The sequence below is a fragment of the Arsenicibacter sp. R0_47 genome, from assembly GCF_057652235.1.
This window is the reverse complement of sequence record NZ_JBYFCJ010000031.1, coordinates 1-22,039: the sequence shown is the minus strand read 5'-3', so window position 1 is coordinate 22,039 and position 22,039 is coordinate 1. Positions and strand designations below refer to the sequence as shown.

Here is a 22,039-nt window from a genome sequence, read left to right as displayed (position 1 = left end):
ATGACCATCCAGATAAAAAACATGGTGTGTAACCGCTGTAAGCGGGTGGTTCAGGAAACACTCGAAAACTTAGGTTTTACCGTCAGCGAAATAACATTGGGCCGTGTGGAGGTAGCCGGCTGGCCGGCCGGTATGACGGCAGATGCGCTGAAAGCCGCGCTGCAGAAAGAAGAGTTCGACCTGATTGATGACCGGCGGCAGGGTTTGGTTGAGCAGACAAAGGCGCTGCTTATTGCCGAAATCCAGCATCAGGCCGGTGAAAAAAAGGAGGCCGAAAACTACTCGGCATTTCTGGAACGGAAACTCGGCTATGATTACTCGTACTTAAGCCACCTGTTTTCAACGTCGGAGGGGCAGACGCTGGAGAAATATATCATTGCGGTGAAGATCGAAAAGGTGAAAGAATGGCTTCAATACGGTGAAATGTCGCTGAGTGAGATCGCATTCCGCCTGGGTTTCAGCAGTTCACAACACTTATCGACCCGGTTCAGGCAATTGACCGGTCTGACACCGGGGCAGTTCCGGAAGGCAGATAAAACCATACGGCAACCGCTGGATCTTTTGTAACAGGAGACCATAATCTTATACAGTAAACCGTAAATTCTGTACAGTAGCATTGACTGGTAGTTAATAGCTTTGTCCGGTTTATTGCCCGTTACCTTGCCTTACGGTAAAAAAGCGGGAAAAGAAGCATGCTGCTCATCATGCACACTGCCGCGCCTGTGCAGAAGCGTGTCGCGCCTGTGCTGCTGAATGCCGGGAAATGGCAGGAACAGAATAATGTAAATAATTGTTTTTCAGTTTAATAATTAGTCACGTAACATGAAAAAAGGATTGATGACGCTGTTGATTACAGCATTGGCACTGGTAGCCACCTGGTCTGTCGCAGGCGATGACAAAGAGATTAAAATCAAGACATCGGCTGTATGCGAAATGTGTAAGGAACGAATCGAACGCAATTTGTCGTATGAAAAGGGAGTGAAAGAGGCTACGCTTGACGTTAAAACCAAAGTGGTTACGATCAAGTACAATCCAAAGAAGACAGACGCGGCTAAACTGAAAGCCAATATCTCTAAAACCGGATATGATGCCGATGAGGTGACTGCGGATGACGCCGGTTATAAAAAGCTGCCAAGCTGCTGTAAGAAGGACAGCCCGATGCATCACGATCACTAAGCCGGTCCGGTGTCAATAAAAAGCCCTGCTGCTGTTTAGTAGCAGGGCTTTTTATTGAACGGCTGCTGAAAAATTAAAAACTTATTGAAAATCACGCTTGTAACAATAAATAACTTTAGTACTTTTTTTAGGAATTTAGGATTATTTTATGTTTTTAATAATTAATAAGCTGATAATCAGATTAGAGAAAAATTAATTACTTACTTTTTTTTAGAATTTGTATTTTTGCAGACAGACAGGGCGCTCATATAACTACATATTACGTTAATCAGTTGACATACAGACAGCTGAACAAAATTCCGGGTTTAATAGTATTTTACAATGGATTAGTTGTATGATTGCCGGGCCGAAAATTTAACAATTTATATTTCAGCAGATATGAATTACCAAATCCGTGAAGAAGCTGGATTCAGCTACGTAGACGAAGGTCAGGGCGATGTGCTGCTTTTGCTGCACGGCTTATTTGGCGCATTGAGTAACTGGGATAGCGTTATCAATGTCTTTTCTAAACAATACAGAGTGGTAATTCCAATGATGCCCATCTATACCATGCCGATGCGTGAAGCAGGCCTGGAGGGTCTTGTTGCCTTTATCGAACGCTTTCAGGCCCATAAAGGCCTGACTGATCTGACGTTACTGGGCAATTCGCTGGGCGGCCACGTTGGGTTGTTATATACATTTAAACACCCTGATCAGGTAAAGCGGCTGGTATTGACCGGTAGCTCAGGGTTGTTTGAAAACTCGATGGGTGGTTCGTTCCCGAAACGGGGTAGCTATGACTATATCTCGGAACGGGTCGCGTATACATTCTATGATCCGAAGGTGGCAACCAAAGAACTTATTGACGAGGTCTTTGACATTACCAGCAGCATACCAAAATGTATGAACATCGTTGCCATTGCCAAGTCAGCGCAGCGGAACAATGTGGCGAAGGATTTAACCAAAATTCAGGTACCAACGTTATTGGTGTGGGGATTAAATGATACCATTACACCACCGGAGGTTGCCCATGAGTTTAACCGGTTAGTAGCCGGATCTGAGCTGCACTTTATCGATAAATGCTGTCATGCCCCCATGATGGAGCACCCTGAGCGTTTCAACGAATTACTGATTGACTGGCTGGAGCGTAATCCGGTGTCGGTTCCGGCTGTTATGTCCTGAAACAGGTATATCTGGCAGACAGCAGCCAAACGAAACCCGGAAAAATGCAGAAAAACGACTGCTGACAGGGTGTGCAAAACTTTTCAGTTAATAAGGTTTGGAAACTAAGAAAGAAATTTCTTAGTTTTCTGCCATACAGATTGGCTAAATTAACTGCGTTATGCTCGCTGCTGAACTTATAGATCCTATGTTGCCCGCCCTGAAACTGACGGATACCGTCGGTAAGGCGCTGGATTGGATGCAGGAACACCGCATCGGGCAATTGGTACTCACCGATCAGGAGGAGTACAGAGGGCTGCTTGACGAAGACGGATTGATGGATGCATCAGATGATATGCTGCTGCTGTCAAACGTGATGGTTCGTCATGAGCAGCTTTTTGTTTTTGAACACCAGCATCTCTACGAAGTCCTGCAGACCGCACTGGAAAACCACCTTGACGTTGTTGCTGTCCTGAGCGATAACAACGATTTTATGGGAACCATTTCGATCAGCGAACTCATAAAACAATTCGCCCGCGATCTTGGCGTGATGGAGCCCGGAGCAATCCTGATCCTGAGTATTGATGAGCGGGATTACTCCCTGGCCGAGATCAGCCGGCTTGTCGAATCAAACAACGTTAAGATTATAAGCTGCTATTTCTCAAGTGCCGCCTATGGCATGCCGGATAAATCCCGGCTTACGCTGAAACTCAACCGCAGAGACATTACCGCTGTTGTATCGACGCTTGAACGCTTTGGCTACCAGATTGACTCTGCCTTTGCCAACGAACCGATCGAGAGTGTGGATCAGGAGCGTCTTGATCTGCTGCTTCGTTATTTAAATACATAGTCAGGAGGAACGCTGTGCTGCCTGGGGGCTGCGGCTAAAAACCTTGACAAATTCCGCGAACAATGAAAATAGCCATTCACGGGCGAAGCTTTACCGTCCAGACAAAGCCGTTTATTCAGGCGATGTTTGATGATCTGAACGAGCGGGGCACGGAGATCCAACTATCGAATACATACCGCGAGTTTCTCAACTTTGCCGGTGTTTCTCATAATAGCCAGATTACATATCATGCGCCGGAGGAAGTCTTCGACGCTGATTTTGTTTTAAGCCTTGGCGGTGACGGTACCCTGCTGGAAACCGTTGCCCATGTAGGAGCGCGGCAAACGCCGATTGTCGGGATCAATACCGGCCGTCTGGGTTTCCTGGCAACGGTGTCGCCGAATAACATCCGCGGCATGATCCATGCCCTGTTCAATCAGCATTTTACGATTGACGAACGGTCATTGGTAAATGTGCAGGCCGATCATGAAATGTTTGAAGGGATTCCCTTCGGACTGAATGACTTTACCATCACGCGGACCGAAATGTCGTCGATGATTACGGTTCATACCTATCTCGATGGTGAGTTTCTGAACTCATACTGGGCAGACGGGCTGATTATTTCAACGCCGACAGGGTCAACCGGATATTCCCTGAGTTGCGGCGGGCCGGTACTACTGCCACATAATAATAATTTCATCATTACCCCGATCAGCCCCCACAACCTGAATGTCCGCCCGATGATTATTATGGATACGTGCCAGCTGTCGTTTGAAGTAGCCAGCCGGAGCGGCAATTTTCTGGTGGCACTCGACTCCCGCTCGCGTACAGTCGACACGTCAACGCGGATAACGCTCCGGAAAGAAAAGTTTAAGGCCCGTCTGGTAAAGCTGAGCGATGACAATTTCCTGAATACGCTGCGCAGCAAGCTGAATTGGGGATTTGATGTACGAAATTGACGGGCGGTTTAATAAGCCTGGCATAATTTTAGCCTGAATATTCAATAAAAACATCCTTTTAGCCGTTTCCGAAATAGGTTCAATGATCCTGAAAAGGAAAACCAGCGTTCGGAGGGGACAGTCATTTATGAAACGTAATTATTATTTAAAAAGAGGGGTAATCGCTTTGCTGCTGACGGGTGGCCTGATCCACCAAAGTTACGGGCAGGCCCGCAGAAATACCCATTTCTTACCATATTCTGAAGTCGGCGGCGGAATCGGTACCTCAAGTTATTACGGGGAACTGGCCTCTTACCGTCAGCCAATTAAGGCAACATTTCTGATGATGCGCTGGAATGCAGGGATTAACTATACACGACATTTTACACCGAAACTAGCCGCCCGTGCGTCGTTTACCTGGGCGCGGATTTCCGGTGATGACTATACATTTAACAAGAGTAATCCTGATAAAAATCCGATTCAGTTTACCCGGAACCTGCATTTCCGGAATGACTTAAAGGAGTTTGCGATCACCGGCATCTATCAGTTTAAGCCCGATGGCCGTACACCGGAACAACGTCCGAAAATCAATCCGTATCTGTTTGCCGGTATTGCCTTATTAGCACACAGTCCGCAGGCCCGGACCCCAGAAAATCCTAATGACCAAAATGCCTCTCGCCGTTGGGTTCGATTACAGCCATTAAATACGGAAGGGCAGGGGCAACCCGGAATGGCCAAGCCGTATTCGTTAGTGACGCTATCAATTCCGGTAGGTATCGGTGTTAAATATGCGCTGAATGAAAGTTTTAATGTTTCATTCGAGGCAGGTTTTCGCTATACATTTTCGGATTATCTGGATGATGCGGGAGGAGCATATCCAAGCGCAGATCAGTTAATAGGTCTTGCTCTCCAGATGAGTGACCGGCGAAATGAAGTTATTGCTGCAAGAAAAGGTGAAGATCGAACAGCGGCTTTGCAGAAAATTCAGCCAGGATCATTACCGGCTGTTACAACGCGAGGTACCAAAGGCATTCTACCTGATTCGTATTTACTGACGAGCCTGCAGCTGACCTATATCATTCCGGCTAAGATTAAGTGCCCGCCAATCCGGTAAGAACGAACGTACTATAAACGTAAAACTATTTTGAAATCAGGTTTTCAAGTCTGGCTGCTGTTGCTGCCCGGACTTTTTTTTACCCCTGTTGCGCTGGCGCAGCAAGTTGAAATTGGTGGCGGTCTGGGTACCTACCTATATAAAGGTGATATTTCACCGTCCATTAATCCGCGTTTTGCCCTGCCGGCCGGTAATCTGTTTTTCCGGTATAACGCCACCCGTTCGTTTTCGGCCCGGGCAAGTATTGGGCTGGGTGTGATTAAAGCCACAGACCGTATCAGTAAAGATCCGTTTCAGCAGGCGCGTGATTATTCATTCCGCACCTCAATCGGTGAGATTTCCGGTGACCTGGAGTACAATTTCCGCGATTTCCGGATGGTTCGCTGGCCTAAAAACTGGACACCGTATGTATTCGGAGGCATTGGGTTTATGGTATACTCTCCGCGGCCGGTTAAGGATACCCGGATCATGTTTCCGCTGGGGGCAGGGTTTAAATACGAGATCAGCCGTCCGTGGAGTATTGGGTTTGAGTTTGGTACGCGGTTCACCAACAATGACACACTTGATGGCTTAGGAAAGGCTGCTGCCGGCACTGCCAAGCTACAGCAGGGCAATCCGGCACTGCGGGATCAGTATTCCTACGCAGCGCTGACGCTTAGCTATACCTTTTACCGTATTACGTGCCCTGAATGATAAGTAGTATGATGCAAATGTTAAGAAAATCAAAATAAAATTTTATTTATTAACTTATACTTAAAATAATATACTATCAATGTTGAAAATGTAAAAATTTGATATATTTGCTCCGGACCCAATATCCTGAATTAGTCATGACTGCTACATGGCCAGAAAACGTTTCAGCGGTTCCGGAGGATTCATCACTTACACAGGCTATCCGCCTCATTGGTGTTGGAAAAAACGGAAGTAAACCTTTACCCGACGAGCTTATCCGATCGTGTCAGGCTGAATTACAATCCGGAGGCACACACCCACTGCAACGCGGCGCATTCTGGGGCGCTTTATTAACTAAAGGCCCTACACCTGCCGAACGCCAGCTTGAGGCGCTGGTCGGCAAGGGCGCGTTTTCTCACCCGACCTTTTTTATCCATAAGGTATGCCCTGACTTGCCGATGGGTATGCTGCCCATTGCAACCAAACTGCTGAAAGGGCACACCCTGCGGGTCAGCGAGGCCCATCAGTTAGGTGAGTATTTATTCAAAGAAGGAGAAAGTGAAGTTTTTAAAGGCCTTGCTGCCAGTATCCTGCGCGTCCGTCACGAAACGAATGACGAATATGTAGGCCTGATGGAAGCAGCAAAGCGGACATTTACGCCGGGCTTTAAAACTATGAGTTGTGCCAGCCGGCCACTGGTGCAGCTGGCCGAACCATTTGATGGGGTAGATCATAGTTTTATGATTACGCCCTTACTGGCCGGTTATATCAGGCAGCGGGGTTACGGTACTGTGTCGATGGTCAGCCGGTCGGGCGGACCCAAATACACGCTGAATGCCTATGATCTGTTTGTACAGCTGGGCTGTACGTTTGCGCAGAGTAACCATGAACTTTGCGAAGATCCCGGACCATACGGCTGGGTAGTCGATCAGAAGGCACTTTCTCCTGCGCTGGACCGCTGGGTTGACCGGCGGCGGCTGTTGCTCAAGCGTCCGTTTCTGGCAACGATGGAGAAGCTCTTAAATCCCTGCCACGCACGTATATTGGTTACGTCGGTATTCCACATCACTTACCAGATGAAAATGGCTGAGCTGGCACTATTGGCCGGTTTTGACGGGGTCATTGTCATGAAGCGGGGACTTGAAGGAACGCTGGCACCCTCGACGAGCCGGGCTTCTGGTATCCTGTGTGCGGTACGAACGGCGAAAGGCCATTTATTCTTCCAGCATTTTGATACGACAGCGCCCGGGTTTCAGTCCTACAAAACCGAGTCTGACGATGTGGTCGATACGTTATATGCGGATGAAAATGCCCGCCTGATCCGGAAATTTATGGCGCAGCGGGTAACGGGAAATATAGATTTTGATAACCGGGTACGTCTCGCCGAAGCGATGCTCGACCGCGGGCTGGACTGGATTGAAGGACAGCTTGCTTAATACGAAAGCCGGTGGTCTCCCACCGGCTTTCATTTATTTCATCGTCTCAATACACTCGGCAACCTTATCGGTATTGATAATATCGACACCAAGTTTCCGGAGCTGCTTCCAGCCGTTCGGCGTGTCGGGAATGGCCCAGAACCGGATTGGTTTATTGTCGTTATGTGCCCGTTTGATAATGCGTTTCAGCTTTTCGCGGTCAGTCTCCGGAATTTCCCCGTTACCGTCCCAGCGTGAATAGCTTTTAAAGTTATCGCTCACCAGCGCTACCCGCTTCAGCGTTTCTTCATCATACAGTTCAGTCGGCCGTCCGTCGAACCAGATATAGGGCGGGTAGTCCAGGAATACCTCCGGCTTAGGCCGGTTGCCGCTGATAATCAGCTGAACAGCCATCGGGTTGGCTGTACGGTTGAAACAGTTAATACACTTCTGAATCTGGGTTGACAGCAGCGGAAAGACCTCTTCAAACTTGTCTTTTACATCAATAACCAGGGCCGGAGCATACGACCGGTCGTTGCTGATCCGGTCTTTGTGTTCCGAATACCGTTTGATAATCTGATTAATATACAGCGAGTCCAGGGTCAGCGCCGGATTAATTTCTTCGCGTGTGTGCGCTACGACAAGTTTGCCGTTGTGTAGCCAGACATCGGCCTCAATAAAATCAGCCCGTGATTCATAGGCTTGCTGAAAAGGCTTTGGTTTTTCATAATCATTGTGAGCATGTACGCGGACAGGGCCTTTCTGGGCAAATGCCGCAAGGTGCCAGCAACAGAAAGAAAGGAATAGGATCGTCCTTTTCATGGTAAAGGGAAGTTAGCGGATCAAGGGCAGCAAGGTAGCAAAAAAGAAATCCCCCGGCAAAGAAGACTATGCCGGGGGATGCTGAACGTACCGCTGTTCGGATTAACGGTTTACGTATAAATTAATATTCGGTGCCGGTGTACCCGTACGACCGGCTACACCACGGGTGAATACCGTGAGTACCCGACCCGCCGACGTTGAGGTCAGGGTAACCGTACCAACGTTTGTGGTTGAACCCGGCAAGCGGAAAACAAACGAAGGGGAGATATTGGCATCGACGGCAATAAATCCGGTCATGCCTTTGTAGGCTAAGTTTGGTGCCAGTATAGTACCTGTGCTAAGGCCAATATCATAATTCTGACCTGACGTCAGATTGACAAAGCGGACATAGATTTTAGTTGGATCAATGGCTGCGCTGAAGTCATCGTTTACCAGAATCAGCTCCGGTTTGATTGTCGGGCCGGCTACAAACAACGAGTAATACTTGTTGTCTTCCAGCGTCAGGCTTTGCGAACCTATGGCTGTTGCACTGGCAGCAGTTGTTGTCGCCGGCGCTGTGATACTAAGTGAAACAGAACCTGCCGGTGCAATTCCGTAATTAGACCCTGTACTTGGCGATGTACTGTTATAGGGTACGCCAACAGGGTTGCCGGCAAAAGTAGATGTAGCACCGGTAGGCGTAAATCCGGTAAACTTAGCTCCATTGATGTAAAAGTCAAGAGCAGGGGTGTCTGGTGCTGCATGGATAAATTTGATCCTTGCCCCCGACGTAACTGTTTCAACAGGCAGTTGCAGTGCATTCTTTTCGCAGGAAACGAACAGCACTGACGCCAGCAGTATATAGATGATATTTTTGAACATTGCTTTACAGTCTTTTTAAAACAAGCGATTGTCGCGGATTAAGGCTGAACGAACCAGACCGGTTTTGTGTGATAATCCGGTTCAAGCCCACCCAGCGGCTGAAGTGCTGCCTGATTCCAGACGTACTCTGAGTTATAACGCGGACGCAGACGCTGTACAGATTTGCCGTTGTTGAATGACGGGAATGCAGCCGTTGGCAATTGCAGTGACGTAAATACATCCGGGCTGTAGTTGTAGCGGCGAAGGTCGGCCCACTGCTCCAGGAAGCCCCAGCCCCACTGTGCGATGTACTTCTGCAGCATGATCTGGTTTAGTTTCAGATCAGCCGCAGCCGTTGGCACAATGGCCGGGTTGCTCAGATAGGCTGTACGGTCAGCAGCCGATACGTTGACATACGACGATGTCAGGTGCGCCTCAATCCCTTTACGGTAAGCGGCCAGCGCGGTTGCCATATCGCCCTTAAGATAGGCAGCCTCAGCCTTTATAAACTGCAGCTGCGCATAGGTCATCAGCGGGAACGGACCTTTGTCTGTAAAGAAGAATTTACCGGTTGTTCCGACAGGAGGGGCAAGGGCAATCTGGCCACCCCACAGGTTAGGGACACGCGTGGCTACCGGTACACTGGCAGCGGTTGATTGACCGGCACCGGCATTAATGCCACGGTAAGTACCGTCGCCGCTGGCTGACAACAGAATTGGTTGACGCGGGTCTTTTACGCCGTTGAATACCGTTCCATCCAGTAACCGTAACATAAAGGCTGATTGGCCATACACCTGTAAGTTTTGACGCAGCGGGCCGAAGAAACTACCATCGGCTGTGCTCAGACCGTTAAAGGTAAACAGTGCATCGTCGGCGTTGCTGCTCAGCGCACTGTCTACATAAGAGATAACCTGATCCGGTTTATAGATTGACTTTTTATTTGACAGGTGGTGGGCATTGATAGCCAGCAAACCATACGCAAACTTCTTCCATTTAATCCGGTCACCTTTGTAGATGATATCACCACGGCCCAGTGAAGCGGCTGACACAGCTCCGTCCGAACGGTTTAGGTTTTTGATGCCTTCCTGCAACAGACGGACAACTTCCGAATAAGCAAATTCCTGCGTGTCGTAGTTGAACGTATTTTTATTCGGGTCCTGATCGTAGGCTTCCTTAATGATGATCTCACCGTGGATATCAGTCAGCATCTGCCAGCCCCAGGCCTGAAATACCTGTCCGACGCCCAGATAATCCCAACGTTGTTTGGCCGTGGCATCATCCATCATATTCAGGATATTACGCCCGCCACGCCAGTAGACGTTCCGCCAGATTTCGCCCCCGGCATCGCTGTTTTGTACATAACCATGCACGTCCCAGGTTGTACCGGCTGCGTTGTGGTGCCAGTTCTGTACATAAGAGCCGATATAGCGGGCGTCAAACTGAATACCTAACACGTATTGGTTCTGAATGGGTGCCAGCAACAAGGCGGCTTCGACCACATCCGGGTTGTTAGGGTTTTTGTTTATGTCTAAAAATTTATCGCAGCTGCTGAGGGTCAGCGAAAGACCGGCAATCAACAGGGCGGAAAGTTTCTTGAAGTTCATTGATCAAAAATGTTTAAAGACCGATGTTGATCCCTACGTTGAAAACGCGTGGCAGTGGCAGGTTACCAAAGTCAATACCCTGACCGCCTGATCCACCGGTTGCGGTGTTGGCACCGTTTACGCCCGGATCTCCACCCGTATAGTTGGTGAGAATAAACAAGTCATTACCAGTTACGAACAGGTTGGCTGATTTGAATACTTTTGTCCGCGCCAGCAGTGTATTCGGCAGGTTATACCGCAGTGTAATCTCTTTCAGACGAACCCAGCTAACGTTACGCTCGATAAAGTTTTCATCCGATAAGGAGCCATAGTATGCTGTGTTGTAATAAGGAATAATCTGGATATTGTTAGGCGTTGGTGTAGCCGAGTTTTCCAGACCGTCTTTCAGTACGCCTTTGTAGACGATTGGTTTCTCGCGGTCGAGCGTTTTCATACTCAAACCGTTACGGAACAGGTATGACTCTGTCGCATTGTAGACATCACCACCTTTACGAATGTCCAATACAAAGCTCAGACCGAAGTTTTTGTACGAGAAGCTGTTAACTAAACCAATCACGAAATCAGGATTCCGGTTGCCGACTACGTTCCAGACCGTTTCTGTTACCGGTAAACCGGTCAGCGGGCTGATCAGGATATCGCCGTTCGCATTGCGCATGTAGGTATTACCTGTTAACGTCGTCAGCGGACCGCCAAGGCGCATACCATTCCGGACGTTACCATAGATCCAGGTATCTGAATTATAAAACTCTGACTGACCAGCCGGCAACTCGGCCAGTTTGCTGTTTGTTTTTGTAAAGTTTGCCGAAATATTCCACGACAGGTCTTTCGAACGGATAGGCTCCCCATTGATGGAGAATTCAACCCCATTATTCCATAGACGGCCACCGTTGATCGTTTTCAGGATAAAGCCCGTTGCGTAGCTGATCCGCAGGTCACGGATGATTTGGTTAACACTCGTCGTTTTGTAATAGGCAAGGTCAAAACCCAGACGGTTGTTGAAGAACTTCATTTCGGTACCCACCTCAAACGATGTTACTTTTTCCGGAACCAGATACGGGTTTGGTGCTGTAAAGCCGTAGCTGAAGCCACCACCGGTTGTTGTCTGGCTCTCGTAAGCTTGTGAGGTCGAGTATTCCGGCGCTTCTTTACCTACCTGAGCGGCTGAAATCCGGAATTTACCGTAGCTCAGCACATCCTTGAATTTACCGGCCGGTAACAGTTCCGTATAGACAAGGCTGAACGAAGCGGATGGATAGAAGAATGAGCGGCTTGCTTTCGGGAACGTACTTGACCAGTCATTACGGCCGGTCACGGTCAGGAAGGCCACGTCGTTATACCCAATTGTCATATCACCGAATACACCGATCAGGCGGCGTTGACGGATAAAGTTCTTCGATTTCTGCGTCAGTGGATCGGTGTTGTTGATCGAGATAAAGTTCGGGTCTAGGAATTTCTCGCCACGTGATGCCAGCGAGTTATAATTATAGTCATAGATCGCCTGGCCAACCCGTAGTGATGTGCTCAGTTTACCAAAGTTTTTCTTGGCTGTTCCGAAATACTGGGCTGTCAACGTACGGTTATTGTCTGTTGCCTGATCCAGTGACCCACCGATAACGCCACCTGCCCGGTTAGATTCAGGATGGTACATAAACAAATACTGCGTTGAATAGACATCAAGGCCTACGCGGCCGGTCAGTGTGAGCCAATCAGTAGGTGTAAAATTTACACCGACATTCGTGATGGCCCGGTTGCCCTTATCCCGGAGTTTGTTTTTGTTAACGTCAAAATACGGGTTTTCAATTTCAGACGAGCTGGTCGTTACTTTACGGCGAGAGCCATCTGCATTCATGTAATTTGCCATATCGTCGCTGGCAGGCCATGACAATAAGCCAAGCAGGAATGAGTTTGTCCCTTTCGACACCTTCTGGTTATCGGTGTTGATGTACTGCAACGTCGATTCAACCGAGAATTTATTACTGATCTTAGCCGTACCGCCCAAGCTTACGTTAAGGCGTTTGTATTCCGTTGTCGGAATTACCCCTTTGCTATTAAAATAACCGGCCGATAAACGATACGTGACACGCTCAGAACCACCATCGAATGAGATATTGTGGCGCTGACCGGTACCGTCGCGCAGAAAACCATCGGCATTGTTGAAAAACGGAGTCGTTTCTGCATACTTCGGACCAAATGCGGTAAAACTGGTATTGTTTGCCGCTCCGTTTACCCCCTGGCTATACACACGTTGTGTCTCCGGCAGCGGACCAACCTGCTGGCTGGTAAAGGTCGCTGAGTACGTAACGCGGCCCTGACCGGCTTTGCCTTTTTTCGTCGTGATGACGATGGCACCGTTGGCAGCTTCAACGCCGTAAAGAGCGGCCGCTTCAGGGCCTTTCAGCACGGTAATAGTCTCAATGTCGTTGGGGTTAATGTCCTGTGCGCGGTTTGAGAAGTCAATGTTCCGGTTTTCGAACGACTGACCTGAGATACCACCGGCAACGAACTGGTTGTTCTGCGCCGTACGGTTATCAATCGGCATCCCGTCGATTACGTACAGTGGCTGGTTGTTGCCGCTGATGGAGTTAACCCCGCGGATGATCACACCCGAAGAGGCACCCGGCATACCGCTGGACGTACCTACCTGCAAACCGGCTACACGGCCCTGCAGGGCGTTAATGAAGTTATCCCGCTGCGAGTTAGCCAGATCTGCTCCATTTACTTCGGTTACGGCATAACCCAGCTGCCGCTTTTCGCGCTTGATACCAAGTGCTGTAACAACAACTTCATTCAGGCTGGAGGCTTCGGCTTTGAGCGACACGTTCAGGGTCGTTGCGTTGCCGAGCTGGATTTCTTGTGGTACAGTGCCGATGAAGCTGATGCGTAGTGTCTGGCCCGCATTGGCCGAAATGGTGAAACGACCATTGGCGTCGGTAGTCGTACCGCGTGTGGTGCCTTTAACAACAACGTTGGCACCCGGAATAGGCGTATTATCCTCTGCCGACGTGACCCGCCCGCTTACGGTACGCTCCTGTGCCATCACCTGAAGAGTGGTCAGCGCAACAGTGAGCAGCGCAAATAACCACTTGTGTAGAAGTTTCTGCATGGGAGTAGTTTAAAAAGTAGATTATAAGAGTATATAGATTAAAAAATTGTTAATGAACTTACAATTTTCAAAGATTAATTCGCCTGAACAAATAAATGACAAAGAATAAATTTGGTGGCGTTTAATAAATAAAGGGATTTGTCTGGTTACAAAAGACTTAGATAAAAACTCTGTTTCTTTGCAGAAAAGTAAAAGTGGCCGGCTGATTATCAGGGGCCGAACCTTTAATTCGTATGTCATCCGTAGTAATTGCTCCGATTGCCGATAGTTTAGCGGCCTTTCTTGAAAAAAATAATTTCTCATCTATCGCAACCATTGTCGATAATCATACGTACCGTCACTGTTATCCCGCGATTAAATCCCTCTTAAACAAGCATACACTGATCCGGATTCAGGCAGGGGAGGAACAGAAACACCTGCAGACGTGTGAGACAATCTGGTCGGCCCTGACGAAAGCCAATTTCGACCGTCATGCACTGGTGCTTAATCTGGGAGGAGGCGTAATCGGTGATATGGGGGGCTTTTGTGCGGCTACCTATAAACGCGGAATAACGTTTGCGCAGATTCCGACAACCTTACTGTCGCAGGTAGATGCGAGTGTCGGCGGGAAACTGGGTATCGATTTTCAGGGCTATAAAAATCATATCGGGGTATTTCAGTTACCCGAAACGGTGCTGATCGATACAACATTTCTGAACACGCTTCCGGCCAGTGAACTGCGCTCGGGATTTGCCGAGATCATCAAGCATTGCCTGATTGCTGATGGCGCGAAATGGGACGAAATCCGCCGGAAAGATCTGGCCGATCAGGACTGGCAGGGTCTGGTGGCTCATTCCGTTGCGGTAAAACAGCGGGTGGTTGAACAGGATCCAACCGAGAAGGGCCTTCGGAAAATCCTCAATTTCGGCCATACGCTGGGCCATGCGGTAGAGACCTACTTTTTGAATAGATCGTTGGAGGCCGCCCCGAAGCCAGGCAAAGGTACTGGCCGGCTACTACATGGAGAGGCCATCGCTGTCGGCATGATTGCCGAAGCCTACATCGCGTTTACGCGGCAAATGATAGAAGAAAGGCTGCTGGCGCAAATCGAAGAATATGTGTTTTCCGTATATGGTCGGGTAGCGATTACGGATGCCGATATTGAACCAATTCTGGCATTAACGTTACAGGATAAAAAGAATAAGGGAAAACAGGTACGGATGGCGCTGCTGAACGGATATGGAAGTTGCGCATATGACATAATCGTAACAAAAAGTGACATGCAGCAGGCGCTTGATTATTACCGGGGTTAACGCCAAATAATCTGGACCCGAAACCTTGTTTTTATCGAACAAAAAAGCTTATATTACAGTTTTCAACCAATAAAACAGCAGTTGTAATATCTTGATAATTTCTATCTAAACGTATCGGTAACTCATGAGAAAAGTCTTCGGTGTTCTGTTTGTACTGGCTGTGTTGAGTCTGGCTGGTTGTATGCCTGGTAAGCTGTTTGTAGAGCACGATTACAGCTATGAGGGTCACTTTAAAGATTACAAATCCTTCAACTTTCTGGAGTGCGAATACATTGATTCAACCCTGCTTTGTTCCGACATACAGGATGCAATCCGGCACCAGATGGAAGCACGGGGGTATAAAATCAGTAACCGCAGCCCGAATCTGCTGATCTCCTATAACATTTTCCGCAGCGATCTGCGCTTCAGAGGCTATCAGCAGCCGGTCATTAAAGATTGGGTTGTGCGCGAAGATGATGAAGCAACATACAAGCGGATTGACTACAATCTGGACGAGGGCACGCTGATGATTTCGCTCATTGATGCCGAAACGTATCAGGTAATCTGGAAAGGATACGCGTCTAAAATGATGCGGAATCCGAACTTCAAGAATAATTACTTCAAGGGTATTGTGCGGTCGATCTTCGATCAGTACCCGTTGATGGCGACAACGAAAAACTGATTCAGTTACCGGGTAAAACGGAGTACTAATTGTTCGTATCTAGTGGTGGCACGACTGGATGGCCAGCCCCGTTAAACAGGGACGCCTGGCGGTCGTGCCACCACGTTTATTTTATAGCCACGCAGTAACAATCAGCAACACAGAACAACCAGTAACAAAAGGTTATCCCTGCGTGAGATCCCGGAAAATGCCTTCGAGCGAGCTGGCTTCCTGCCGCAGGCCGACGAGCGTCAGGCCACGGTCGGCAGCCAGGCGGAAGACCGATGCCCGCAGATCGGTGCCGGCAATCGCCGTGATGCGGTAGTGGCCGTTGCCCAGCGCTTCTACCTGTTCGATGCCGGTCAGCGAGGCAAGTACCTGTGGATCGGCCAGATCCTGCTCAAATTCCGCAACGACAACCGCTTTGTCTGCCGCTGATGACCGTAACTGGCTCAGTGCACCGTCGGCCACGATTTTTCCGCGGTTGATGATAATGACCCGGTCACAGAGCGCTTCAACCTCCTGCATGATATGCGTCGAGAACAAAACCGTTTTATTGCGGCCTGCCTGCTTAATCACGTTCCGGATGTCGGCCAGCTGGTTGGGGTCAAGGCCGGTCGTGGGCTCATCGAGAATCAGCACTGCCGGATCGTGCAGGAGTGCCTGCGCCAGACCGACCCGCTGCCGGTAGCCTTTCGAGAGTTGACCGATTTTCTTACCCTGCTCGCGGGCTAAGCCCACCAGTCCGATCAGGTCGGAAACCCGCTGCGTTAGCTTACCGCCGTTTAAGCCGTGCAGGCGGCCCGAAAAACGCAGAAATTCTTTGACGTACAGATCAAGGTACAATGGATTGTGTTCGGGCAGGTAGCCAATGTGCTGCCGGACCTCCATCGGCGATTTACTGACATCAAATCCTTCGACCATCACGGTACCTTCCGTTGCGGGCAGATAGCCCGTCAGAATTTTCATGGTCGTAGACTTGCCGGCACCGTTAGGGCCCAGAAACCCGACGATTTCGCCGGCTTTCAGCGAAAAGGAAATCTGATCAACGGCGCGCTGCCCCGTTTCATATTGTTTGGTCAGTTGTGTGACCTCAATGGACATAGTAATAAGTTCGGTTTAAGATCAGAAATACGGCAGATAACCGGAAAGTGACCGGGACCTTTTACAAAATATCAGCGAAACACTACCTTACGAACGTACAAAAAACCGGAAACTATTTCTATTTTTAGCGTTTAAAGGCATTTTTGGTAAAGGTACGACGGAAAACCCATGATCTGAAAACGGGTTTCCGCTGCCTCTACATCAACGTTTTTCTATTCACATTAATTATTATAGTCCGGAACGTTTCTCACTTTCACGACACATACAAACTGAATTCATGAGTACCTCCCTTTTTCGTAAAAAGTCAGTCAGGCAGGCTCTCGGCGATGCCGGAGACGGAAATTTAACAGAAGGCCATCCAGCAGAGAACGGTGGTTACGAAGACAAAAGCCTGGCAAAAGTACTGGGTGTCCGCGATCTTACCTCATTCGGGATTGCGGCTATTATCGGGGCAGGTATTTTCAGTACCATCGGCCGCGCGAGTGCCGACGGTGGTCCGGCAGTATCATTACTGTTTGTTTTCACGGCTATCGCCTGTGTATTTACGGCCCTCAGCTATGCGCAGTTTGCTTCGACAGTGCCGGTGAGTGGTAGTGCCTATACCTATGCCTATGTGTCGTTCGGGGAGATTTTTGCCTGGATCATTGGCTGGGCGCTGATTCTTGAATATGCCGTTAGTAACATGGTGGTGGCGATTTCGTGGTCCGAGTATTTTACGTCCATGCTCAAAGGCTTCGGGATAAACTTTCCAGGGTATCTGGCCACAGACTATGGTTCTGCGGCGGCAGCCTACAAAGCCGTTACCTCGGGTGAGTCCGTTGATGAAGGGGTAAAAGCACTGGCACAGGCCTATGCAGCCGCTCCGGATTTGGGTAGCTTTAAACTGATCATGGACTTACCGGCCGGTATTATTACCGTATTGATCACCGCACTGGTCTATACGGGTATCAAGGAATCGCGGACGGCGAGCAATATTCTGGTCGTGTTGAAACTGGCGGTAATCGGCCTGGTCATTTTGGCTGGTGCCTTTTACATAAAGCCCGACAACTGGTCACCCTTCGCGCCAAACGGGGTAAAGGGTGTATTGAGCGGGGTTGCTTCCGTTTTCTTTGCGTTCATTGGTTTTGACTCGATTTCGACCACGGCCGAAGAGTGCCGGAATCCGCAGCGTGATTTGCCGCGGGCAATGATCTATTGCCTTGTTATCTGTACAGTCCTGTATGTATTGATTACGCTGGTGCTGACCGGTATGGTAAATTACAAGGAGCTGGGCGTAGATGATCCGCTGGCGTATGTTTTCCAGAAGGTAGGACTAAACTTTATTGCCGGTGTCATTTCAGTGAGTGCTGTGGTTGCGATTACGAGTGCGCTGCTGGTGTATCAGCTGGGCCAGCCACGTATCTGGATGACTATGAGCCGTGACGGGTTGCTGTGGCCGAAATTCTCAAAGATTCACCCGAAATACAAAACACCCTCTTTTGCAACGATCATGACCGGTGCTATTGTGGCCATCCCGTCGCTGTTCCTCGACATGCAGTTCTTTATCGACCTGACGAGTGTCGGAACGTTCTTTGCTTTTATTCTGGTGTGTGGCGGTATTTTGTACCTCGATGCCAAAGGCATTTCACAGGAGTCGAAATTCCGGGTACCCTACATTAATGGTAAGTTTATTGTCGGATTCGGTTTATTGATTGCGCTGGCTTTTGCCATCAACTCCGGTAACTTTACCGGAATGATTGCCGAAAAACCGTTAATGGCGTTTTTCTGGATCACATGGTCAGTATTGGCCGTGCTGAGTTTTATGCATAATTTCTCGCTGCTGCCCATTCTCGGTATTCTGACAAACCTGTACCTGATGACCGAACTGGGCGTCAGCAACTGGCTGATTTTTGTCGTCTGGCTGATAATCGGGCTGGTCATTTATTTCTCATACGGGTATCGTCAGAGCAAACTGGCGCGTAAATAGACCGTTAACGAAAGTTCCCCATTTGTTAACCGGCTTTTATTGCCGTTCGGTCAGTAAGTTGTTAGCTTTGACAAACGTAAGCTCCTGTTCATATGAATTTCATCTTACATCTACTCATCGATGCAGCCGTAATTTTCGGCCTTGCCTACGTAATGCCTCAGGTCGAGGTTAAAAATTTTACCAGCGCCTTACTGGTGGCTTTACTGCTAGCGGTTCTGAATTTTTTTCTGGGCTGGCTGATTTATTATCCGCTGCACCTGGTTACGTTCTTTCTGATGCCGTTTGTTGTACGGCTTGTCGTAACGGCGCTGATGCTGAAACTGGTTGATAAGCTGATGGCCAGCTTTACCATTGCGGGTTTCTGGCCGGCACTGGTTATCGCCCTTGCGGTAGCGTTGGCGGGCACCTTGATCGACGAGTCATTAGCAAAGCCGGAGGTAGATGCGGCAACCGTTACCATGGTAAGATAATGCTATCAACAGGATCAACCCAGAGGTTGATCCTGATTTTTTATAGACAACACGTGATAAACGTCTGGTAAGTCCGGTTGATAACCGTACGCACAGACCAGCAAAACACAATGGGTAACCATCGAAAATACTGTGCCCCCCGAAGCGTAAGTTATCCACTCCAGGTAGTCGACTTTTTCGCAGATATTTACGGAAAATACATTTACAAAAAACGCTTTCGACCCAATACGGATAAAACCACTCCTGCTGTTTTGTTACTGACATCCGGGCATTTGGGCGATGCGCTGACTCTCTCATACTTATTCCCGTTTATTAAAAAACAGCTGCCAGGGTGTGTAATCGATGTAGTGGCAGGTAGCTGGTGCGACCCGATTCTGAGCAATAATCCGTACATCCGGAAAATTATCCACCTGAACCATGCCCTAACCAACCGGAGCCGGAAAAGTACACTGGCCAAGTGGCGTGAGCATATCCGTACTAGCCGCAGTGCTATCCGCGAGCTACAAAAGGAAACGTATACGGTCTCAATTGATATACGTTTTTCGAGTGCTCCCATGCATTTTCTGTTGCCGTTTATCAATGTAGAGAAAACGATAGGGTTTGGCTCACGCGGCCTGGGTGGCTGGCTGGATCATGAATATTTTTTGCCGGATACGGACTTTCATCACCTGGATGTAATTACGGCCTTGCTGAAACCAGCGTTGGTAAATGTCAGCCTCTCTGAGATCAAGCCTTACTTCTATTTCCCTGATACGGCGGGAGAGTCTCTTGCCGGAAAAATTGGGAACCAACCGCAAAAACGGATTGCGCTGATTTGCCCCGAGAGCGGTTCGCCAAGCCATTTCCTGCCGGATGCGTTCTGGCTGAAGCTGGGGCAAGGGATACTGGCAGAAACAGATTGTATGCTCATGATCTGCGGACAACTGACATCAACGAAGGAGCTGGCAGCCAAGATGCAGACGTCGATGCCGGACTATGCGGCAGACATTCAGGATACGGTAAATAAGCTAACGCTGTATGAACTGGCTGCTTTAGCCTCAAAAGCTGCTGTCGCCATTACGATTGATTCGTTGCCGGCCCATTTATGCTCGGCGCTCTGCCCGACGGTCTCGTATTTTAACCACGGCGAAGGAGTGCAGTTTTTCCCGATAAACGGATATCCGGCATTACTGTTTCATAACCACCGGAAGAGTGAGCACGTCGGTTTTGTCAGAAAGGACTTTACCCGTTCCTATGTAACGGCGTTTGACGAAACCGTTATCAATGAATCCCTGATCTGGATCCGGCAGATTGTTGTTGAGGGCGTTAACCCTTGAGCGGTGCAAGTCTCCTGAACAAGCTCTTTACCGACTGTACAAGTTCTTTCCCGGTTCTGCGCACGTTGCCTGTAGCAGTGAGGCATTTGTGATTGGGAAGGTGTTTCTGCCAATTAAACAAAAGTAGTTGCATATGAGTGACAATTTATTTTTGTTTGCGTCCGTACAACACCATCACGACAGAAAAGAAACACCAGATAATGCTACAGAAACTGCTGAACCGGTTCGATTACCTGAACCACCTCATCCGTACCCAAAAAACGGGTACGCCTGTCCAGTTAGCCGGTAAGTTAGGCATCAGCCAACGCACCTGGTACAAACTCCGCGACGAGCTGGTCAATGAAGTGGGTGTGCCGCTACGCTACTGCCCCTACCGGAAAACTTATTATTACGAAGAAGACGGTGAACTTGTGTTTGCCTTCCGGCGGAAAAAACTGCCGGAAAGCGAGCGCGAAAAACTGACCGGTGGGTATGGGCTGCGGTCTGCCGAAGTACAGCAAAATTATTTTGCCAAAAGCTGGCCACTGCATTGAGAGTGCAGTGGTAGAAATCATATTTGTCATGTAAATAATTTTTAACAGTACAATTATGAAAAAACTTAATGCAGCTGCGGCAGAAAACATCCAGGGTGGTGTTAGCCGTGATGAGTATTGTAATCAGCAAAAAAGCTGGTTTCAAGGGATGGTAACCGGTGATTTTGATTACTAAGGTGATTTTGCCTGGTTTATGCAAAACTTTGCAAATAATTGTGGTAATTACGGTTATTCTCTTTGGGAAATGTAATAACTGTCTTAAGCCGTTAGGTCTTTGTATCTAACGGCTTTTTTCTTCTTATCTCGTCAATGAAAGTAAATATACTAATTTTTAGTACAATCCTGATTGCTCTGTTAGGTGTGACTGTAAGCAACGCACAAATGCTGCTCTTAAAAGGTGAAATAAAGAATAGCACTGATTCAAGTGCGTTACCATTTGCGAATATTTATATTAAGAATCAGGGAATTGGCACCTATACAAACGAAGCCGGTGCTTTTGAATTGCATATAACTGAACAGCATCTAAACGATACCATAGCGGTTAGCTTTCTTGGGTTTGCTTCCGGTGAAATCATAGTTAAAGATGCCTTACAAAAAAAACAGCCGCTTCAGATTTTTTTGAAAAGCGAGCCGGTCAAACTAGCAGAAGTAAGTGCGAAAGGCGATACGGCTTACCGGATTGTAAAAAAAGCCTTTAAGCTTATCAAGAAAAATTACCCGACCCGTCAGTATTACCTGGATACTTTTTATAGGGAATTATGCCTGAAAGATGATAAATATACCCGCCTGATAGAAGCGGCGGTTGGTATTCAGGATTTCGGATTTGACGCCTTGCCGGAAGAACGGAAAATTAAAATTCTCGAACTTAGAAAAAGTGAAGATTATATTGAACGGGGTTGGATTAGTAAAGTTGCTGATTTGATATTTGGTAAAACAAATTCTTTAGTCGTGTCGTTGAGATTAGGCGATTTCTTACGTAAATATCGAACCAGGGCTTTCTCATAAAACCCTATGCATGGTCATAAATTCGATTAGTGAGTTAAAATCATCCGCAAACTGATCGAT

General features: G+C 48.3%; 20 protein-coding genes and 1 pseudogene. 16 read left to right on the top strand and 5 right to left on the bottom strand.

Annotated features, from left to right (window positions below):
• The 9 genes and pseudogenes from AC23NW_RS30250 to AC23NW_RS30210 all read left to right on the top strand — a co-directional run bounded on the left by AC23NW_RS30250 (position 1) and on the right by AC23NW_RS30210 (position 7,305).
• Positions 1-567, top strand: coding sequence for an AraC family transcriptional regulator (locus tag AC23NW_RS30250; RefSeq protein WP_487454215.1), 567 nt, complete (start codon positions 1-3; stop codon positions 565-567).
• Between the two features lie 94 nt (positions 568-661).
• A pseudogene (locus AC23NW_RS30245) lies at positions 662-781 on the top strand (four-helix bundle copper-binding protein); the annotation flags it as partial.
• 41 nt (positions 782-822) lie between these two features.
• Entirely contained in the window at positions 823-1,176 is a 354-nt protein-coding gene (locus tag AC23NW_RS30240; RefSeq protein ID WP_293833630.1) for a heavy-metal-associated domain-containing protein, read from the top strand.
• A gap of 378 nt (positions 1,177-1,554) precedes the next feature.
• Entirely contained in the window at positions 1,555-2,337 is a 783-nt protein-coding gene (locus AC23NW_RS30235) for an alpha/beta fold hydrolase (protein WP_293833632.1), read from the top strand.
• Between the two features lie 160 nt (positions 2,338-2,497).
• The gene (locus AC23NW_RS30230; protein ID WP_293833634.1) at positions 2,498-3,166 is read left to right on the top strand and encodes a CBS domain-containing protein; all 669 of its coding nucleotides are present in this window, start codon (positions 2,498-2,500) and stop codon (positions 3,164-3,166) included.
• A 62-nt stretch (positions 3,167-3,228) separates the two neighbouring features.
• On the top strand, positions 3,229-4,104 hold the full coding sequence (locus AC23NW_RS30225; protein ID WP_487454214.1) for an NAD kinase: 876 nt from the start codon (positions 3,229-3,231) through the stop codon (positions 4,102-4,104).
• 127 nt (positions 4,105-4,231) lie between these two features.
• The gene (locus AC23NW_RS30220; protein WP_487454212.1) at positions 4,232-5,197 is read left to right on the top strand and encodes a DUF6089 family protein; all 966 of its coding nucleotides are present in this window, start codon (positions 4,232-4,234) and stop codon (positions 5,195-5,197) included.
• 30 nt (positions 5,198-5,227) lie between these two features.
• Positions 5,228-5,890 (top strand): type IX secretion system protein PorG, encoded by a 663-nt coding sequence (porG, locus tag AC23NW_RS30215; protein ID WP_487454211.1) that lies wholly within the window; start codon positions 5,228-5,230, stop codon positions 5,888-5,890.
• Between the two features lie 137 nt (positions 5,891-6,027).
• The gene (locus AC23NW_RS30210; protein ID WP_487454209.1) at positions 6,028-7,305 is read left to right on the top strand and encodes an anthranilate phosphoribosyltransferase; all 1,278 of its coding nucleotides are present in this window, start codon (positions 6,028-6,030) and stop codon (positions 7,303-7,305) included.
• 33 nt (positions 7,306-7,338) lie between these two features.
• Here AC23NW_RS30210 and AC23NW_RS30205 read toward each other — a convergent pair whose 3' ends face one another.
• The 4 genes from AC23NW_RS30205 to AC23NW_RS30190 all read right to left on the bottom strand — a co-directional run bounded on the left by AC23NW_RS30205 (position 7,339) and on the right by AC23NW_RS30190 (position 13,653).
• A complete protein-coding gene (locus tag AC23NW_RS30205; protein WP_487454208.1) occupies positions 7,339-8,106 on the bottom strand; it encodes a phosphatidylinositol-specific phospholipase C/glycerophosphodiester phosphodiesterase family protein in 768 nt (255 codons plus the stop codon).
• 102 nt (positions 8,107-8,208) lie between these two features.
• Positions 8,209-8,967: a DUF4397 domain-containing protein gene (locus AC23NW_RS30200; RefSeq protein WP_487454207.1), complete on the bottom strand. Its 759-nt coding sequence runs from the start codon at positions 8,965-8,967 to the stop codon at positions 8,209-8,211.
• A gap of 38 nt (positions 8,968-9,005) precedes the next feature.
• On the bottom strand, positions 9,006-10,550 hold the full coding sequence (locus AC23NW_RS30195) for a SusD/RagB family nutrient-binding outer membrane lipoprotein (RefSeq protein ID WP_487454206.1): 1,545 nt from the start codon (positions 10,548-10,550) through the stop codon (positions 9,006-9,008).
• Between the two features lie 13 nt (positions 10,551-10,563).
• The gene (locus AC23NW_RS30190; RefSeq protein WP_487454205.1) at positions 10,564-13,653 is read right to left on the bottom strand and encodes a SusC/RagA family TonB-linked outer membrane protein; all 3,090 of its coding nucleotides are present in this window, start codon (positions 13,651-13,653) and stop codon (positions 10,564-10,566) included.
• Positions 13,654-13,886: 233 nt separating this feature from the next.
• On the opposite strand from AC23NW_RS30190, the gene aroB reads away from it, so the two are divergent.
• On the top strand, positions 13,887-14,945 hold the full coding sequence (gene aroB, locus AC23NW_RS30185; protein WP_487454203.1) for a 3-dehydroquinate synthase: 1,059 nt from the start codon (positions 13,887-13,889) through the stop codon (positions 14,943-14,945).
• A 124-nt stretch (positions 14,946-15,069) separates the two neighbouring features.
• On the top strand, positions 15,070-15,606 hold the full coding sequence (locus AC23NW_RS30180) for a DUF4136 domain-containing protein (RefSeq protein WP_293833650.1): 537 nt from the start codon (positions 15,070-15,072) through the stop codon (positions 15,604-15,606).
• Between the two features lie 162 nt (positions 15,607-15,768).
• On the opposite strand, the gene gldA is transcribed toward AC23NW_RS30180, so the two are convergent.
• On the bottom strand, positions 15,769-16,689 hold the full coding sequence (gene gldA, locus AC23NW_RS30175; protein WP_487454202.1) for a gliding motility-associated ABC transporter ATP-binding subunit GldA: 921 nt from the start codon (positions 16,687-16,689) through the stop codon (positions 15,769-15,771).
• A gap of 277 nt (positions 16,690-16,966) precedes the next feature.
• Between gldA and AC23NW_RS30170 the strand changes: the two genes are divergently transcribed.
• The 5 genes from AC23NW_RS30170 (at position 16,967) to AC23NW_RS30150 (ending at position 21,979) form a co-directional block, all read left to right on the top strand.
• On the top strand, positions 16,967-18,655 hold the full coding sequence (locus tag AC23NW_RS30170; RefSeq protein WP_487454201.1) for an amino acid permease: 1,689 nt from the start codon (positions 16,967-16,969) through the stop codon (positions 18,653-18,655).
• A 92-nt stretch (positions 18,656-18,747) separates the two neighbouring features.
• Entirely contained in the window at positions 18,748-19,125 is a 378-nt protein-coding gene (locus tag AC23NW_RS30165; protein ID WP_487454200.1) for a phage holin family protein, read from the top strand.
• Positions 19,126-19,376: 251 nt separating this feature from the next.
• Positions 19,377-20,441 carry a glycosyltransferase family 9 protein gene (locus tag AC23NW_RS30160; protein WP_487454199.1) on the top strand — a complete coding sequence of 355 codons (1,065 nt, stop codon included), beginning with the start codon at positions 19,377-19,379 and terminating at the stop codon, positions 20,439-20,441.
• A 200-nt stretch (positions 20,442-20,641) separates the two neighbouring features.
• Entirely contained in the window at positions 20,642-20,974 is a 333-nt protein-coding gene (locus AC23NW_RS30155) for a hypothetical protein (protein ID WP_487454198.1), read from the top strand.
• A gap of 309 nt (positions 20,975-21,283) precedes the next feature.
• Entirely contained in the window at positions 21,284-21,979 is a 696-nt protein-coding gene (locus AC23NW_RS30150) for a carboxypeptidase-like regulatory domain-containing protein (protein ID WP_487454196.1), read from the top strand.
• Positions 21,980-22,039 lie beyond the last annotated feature (60 nt).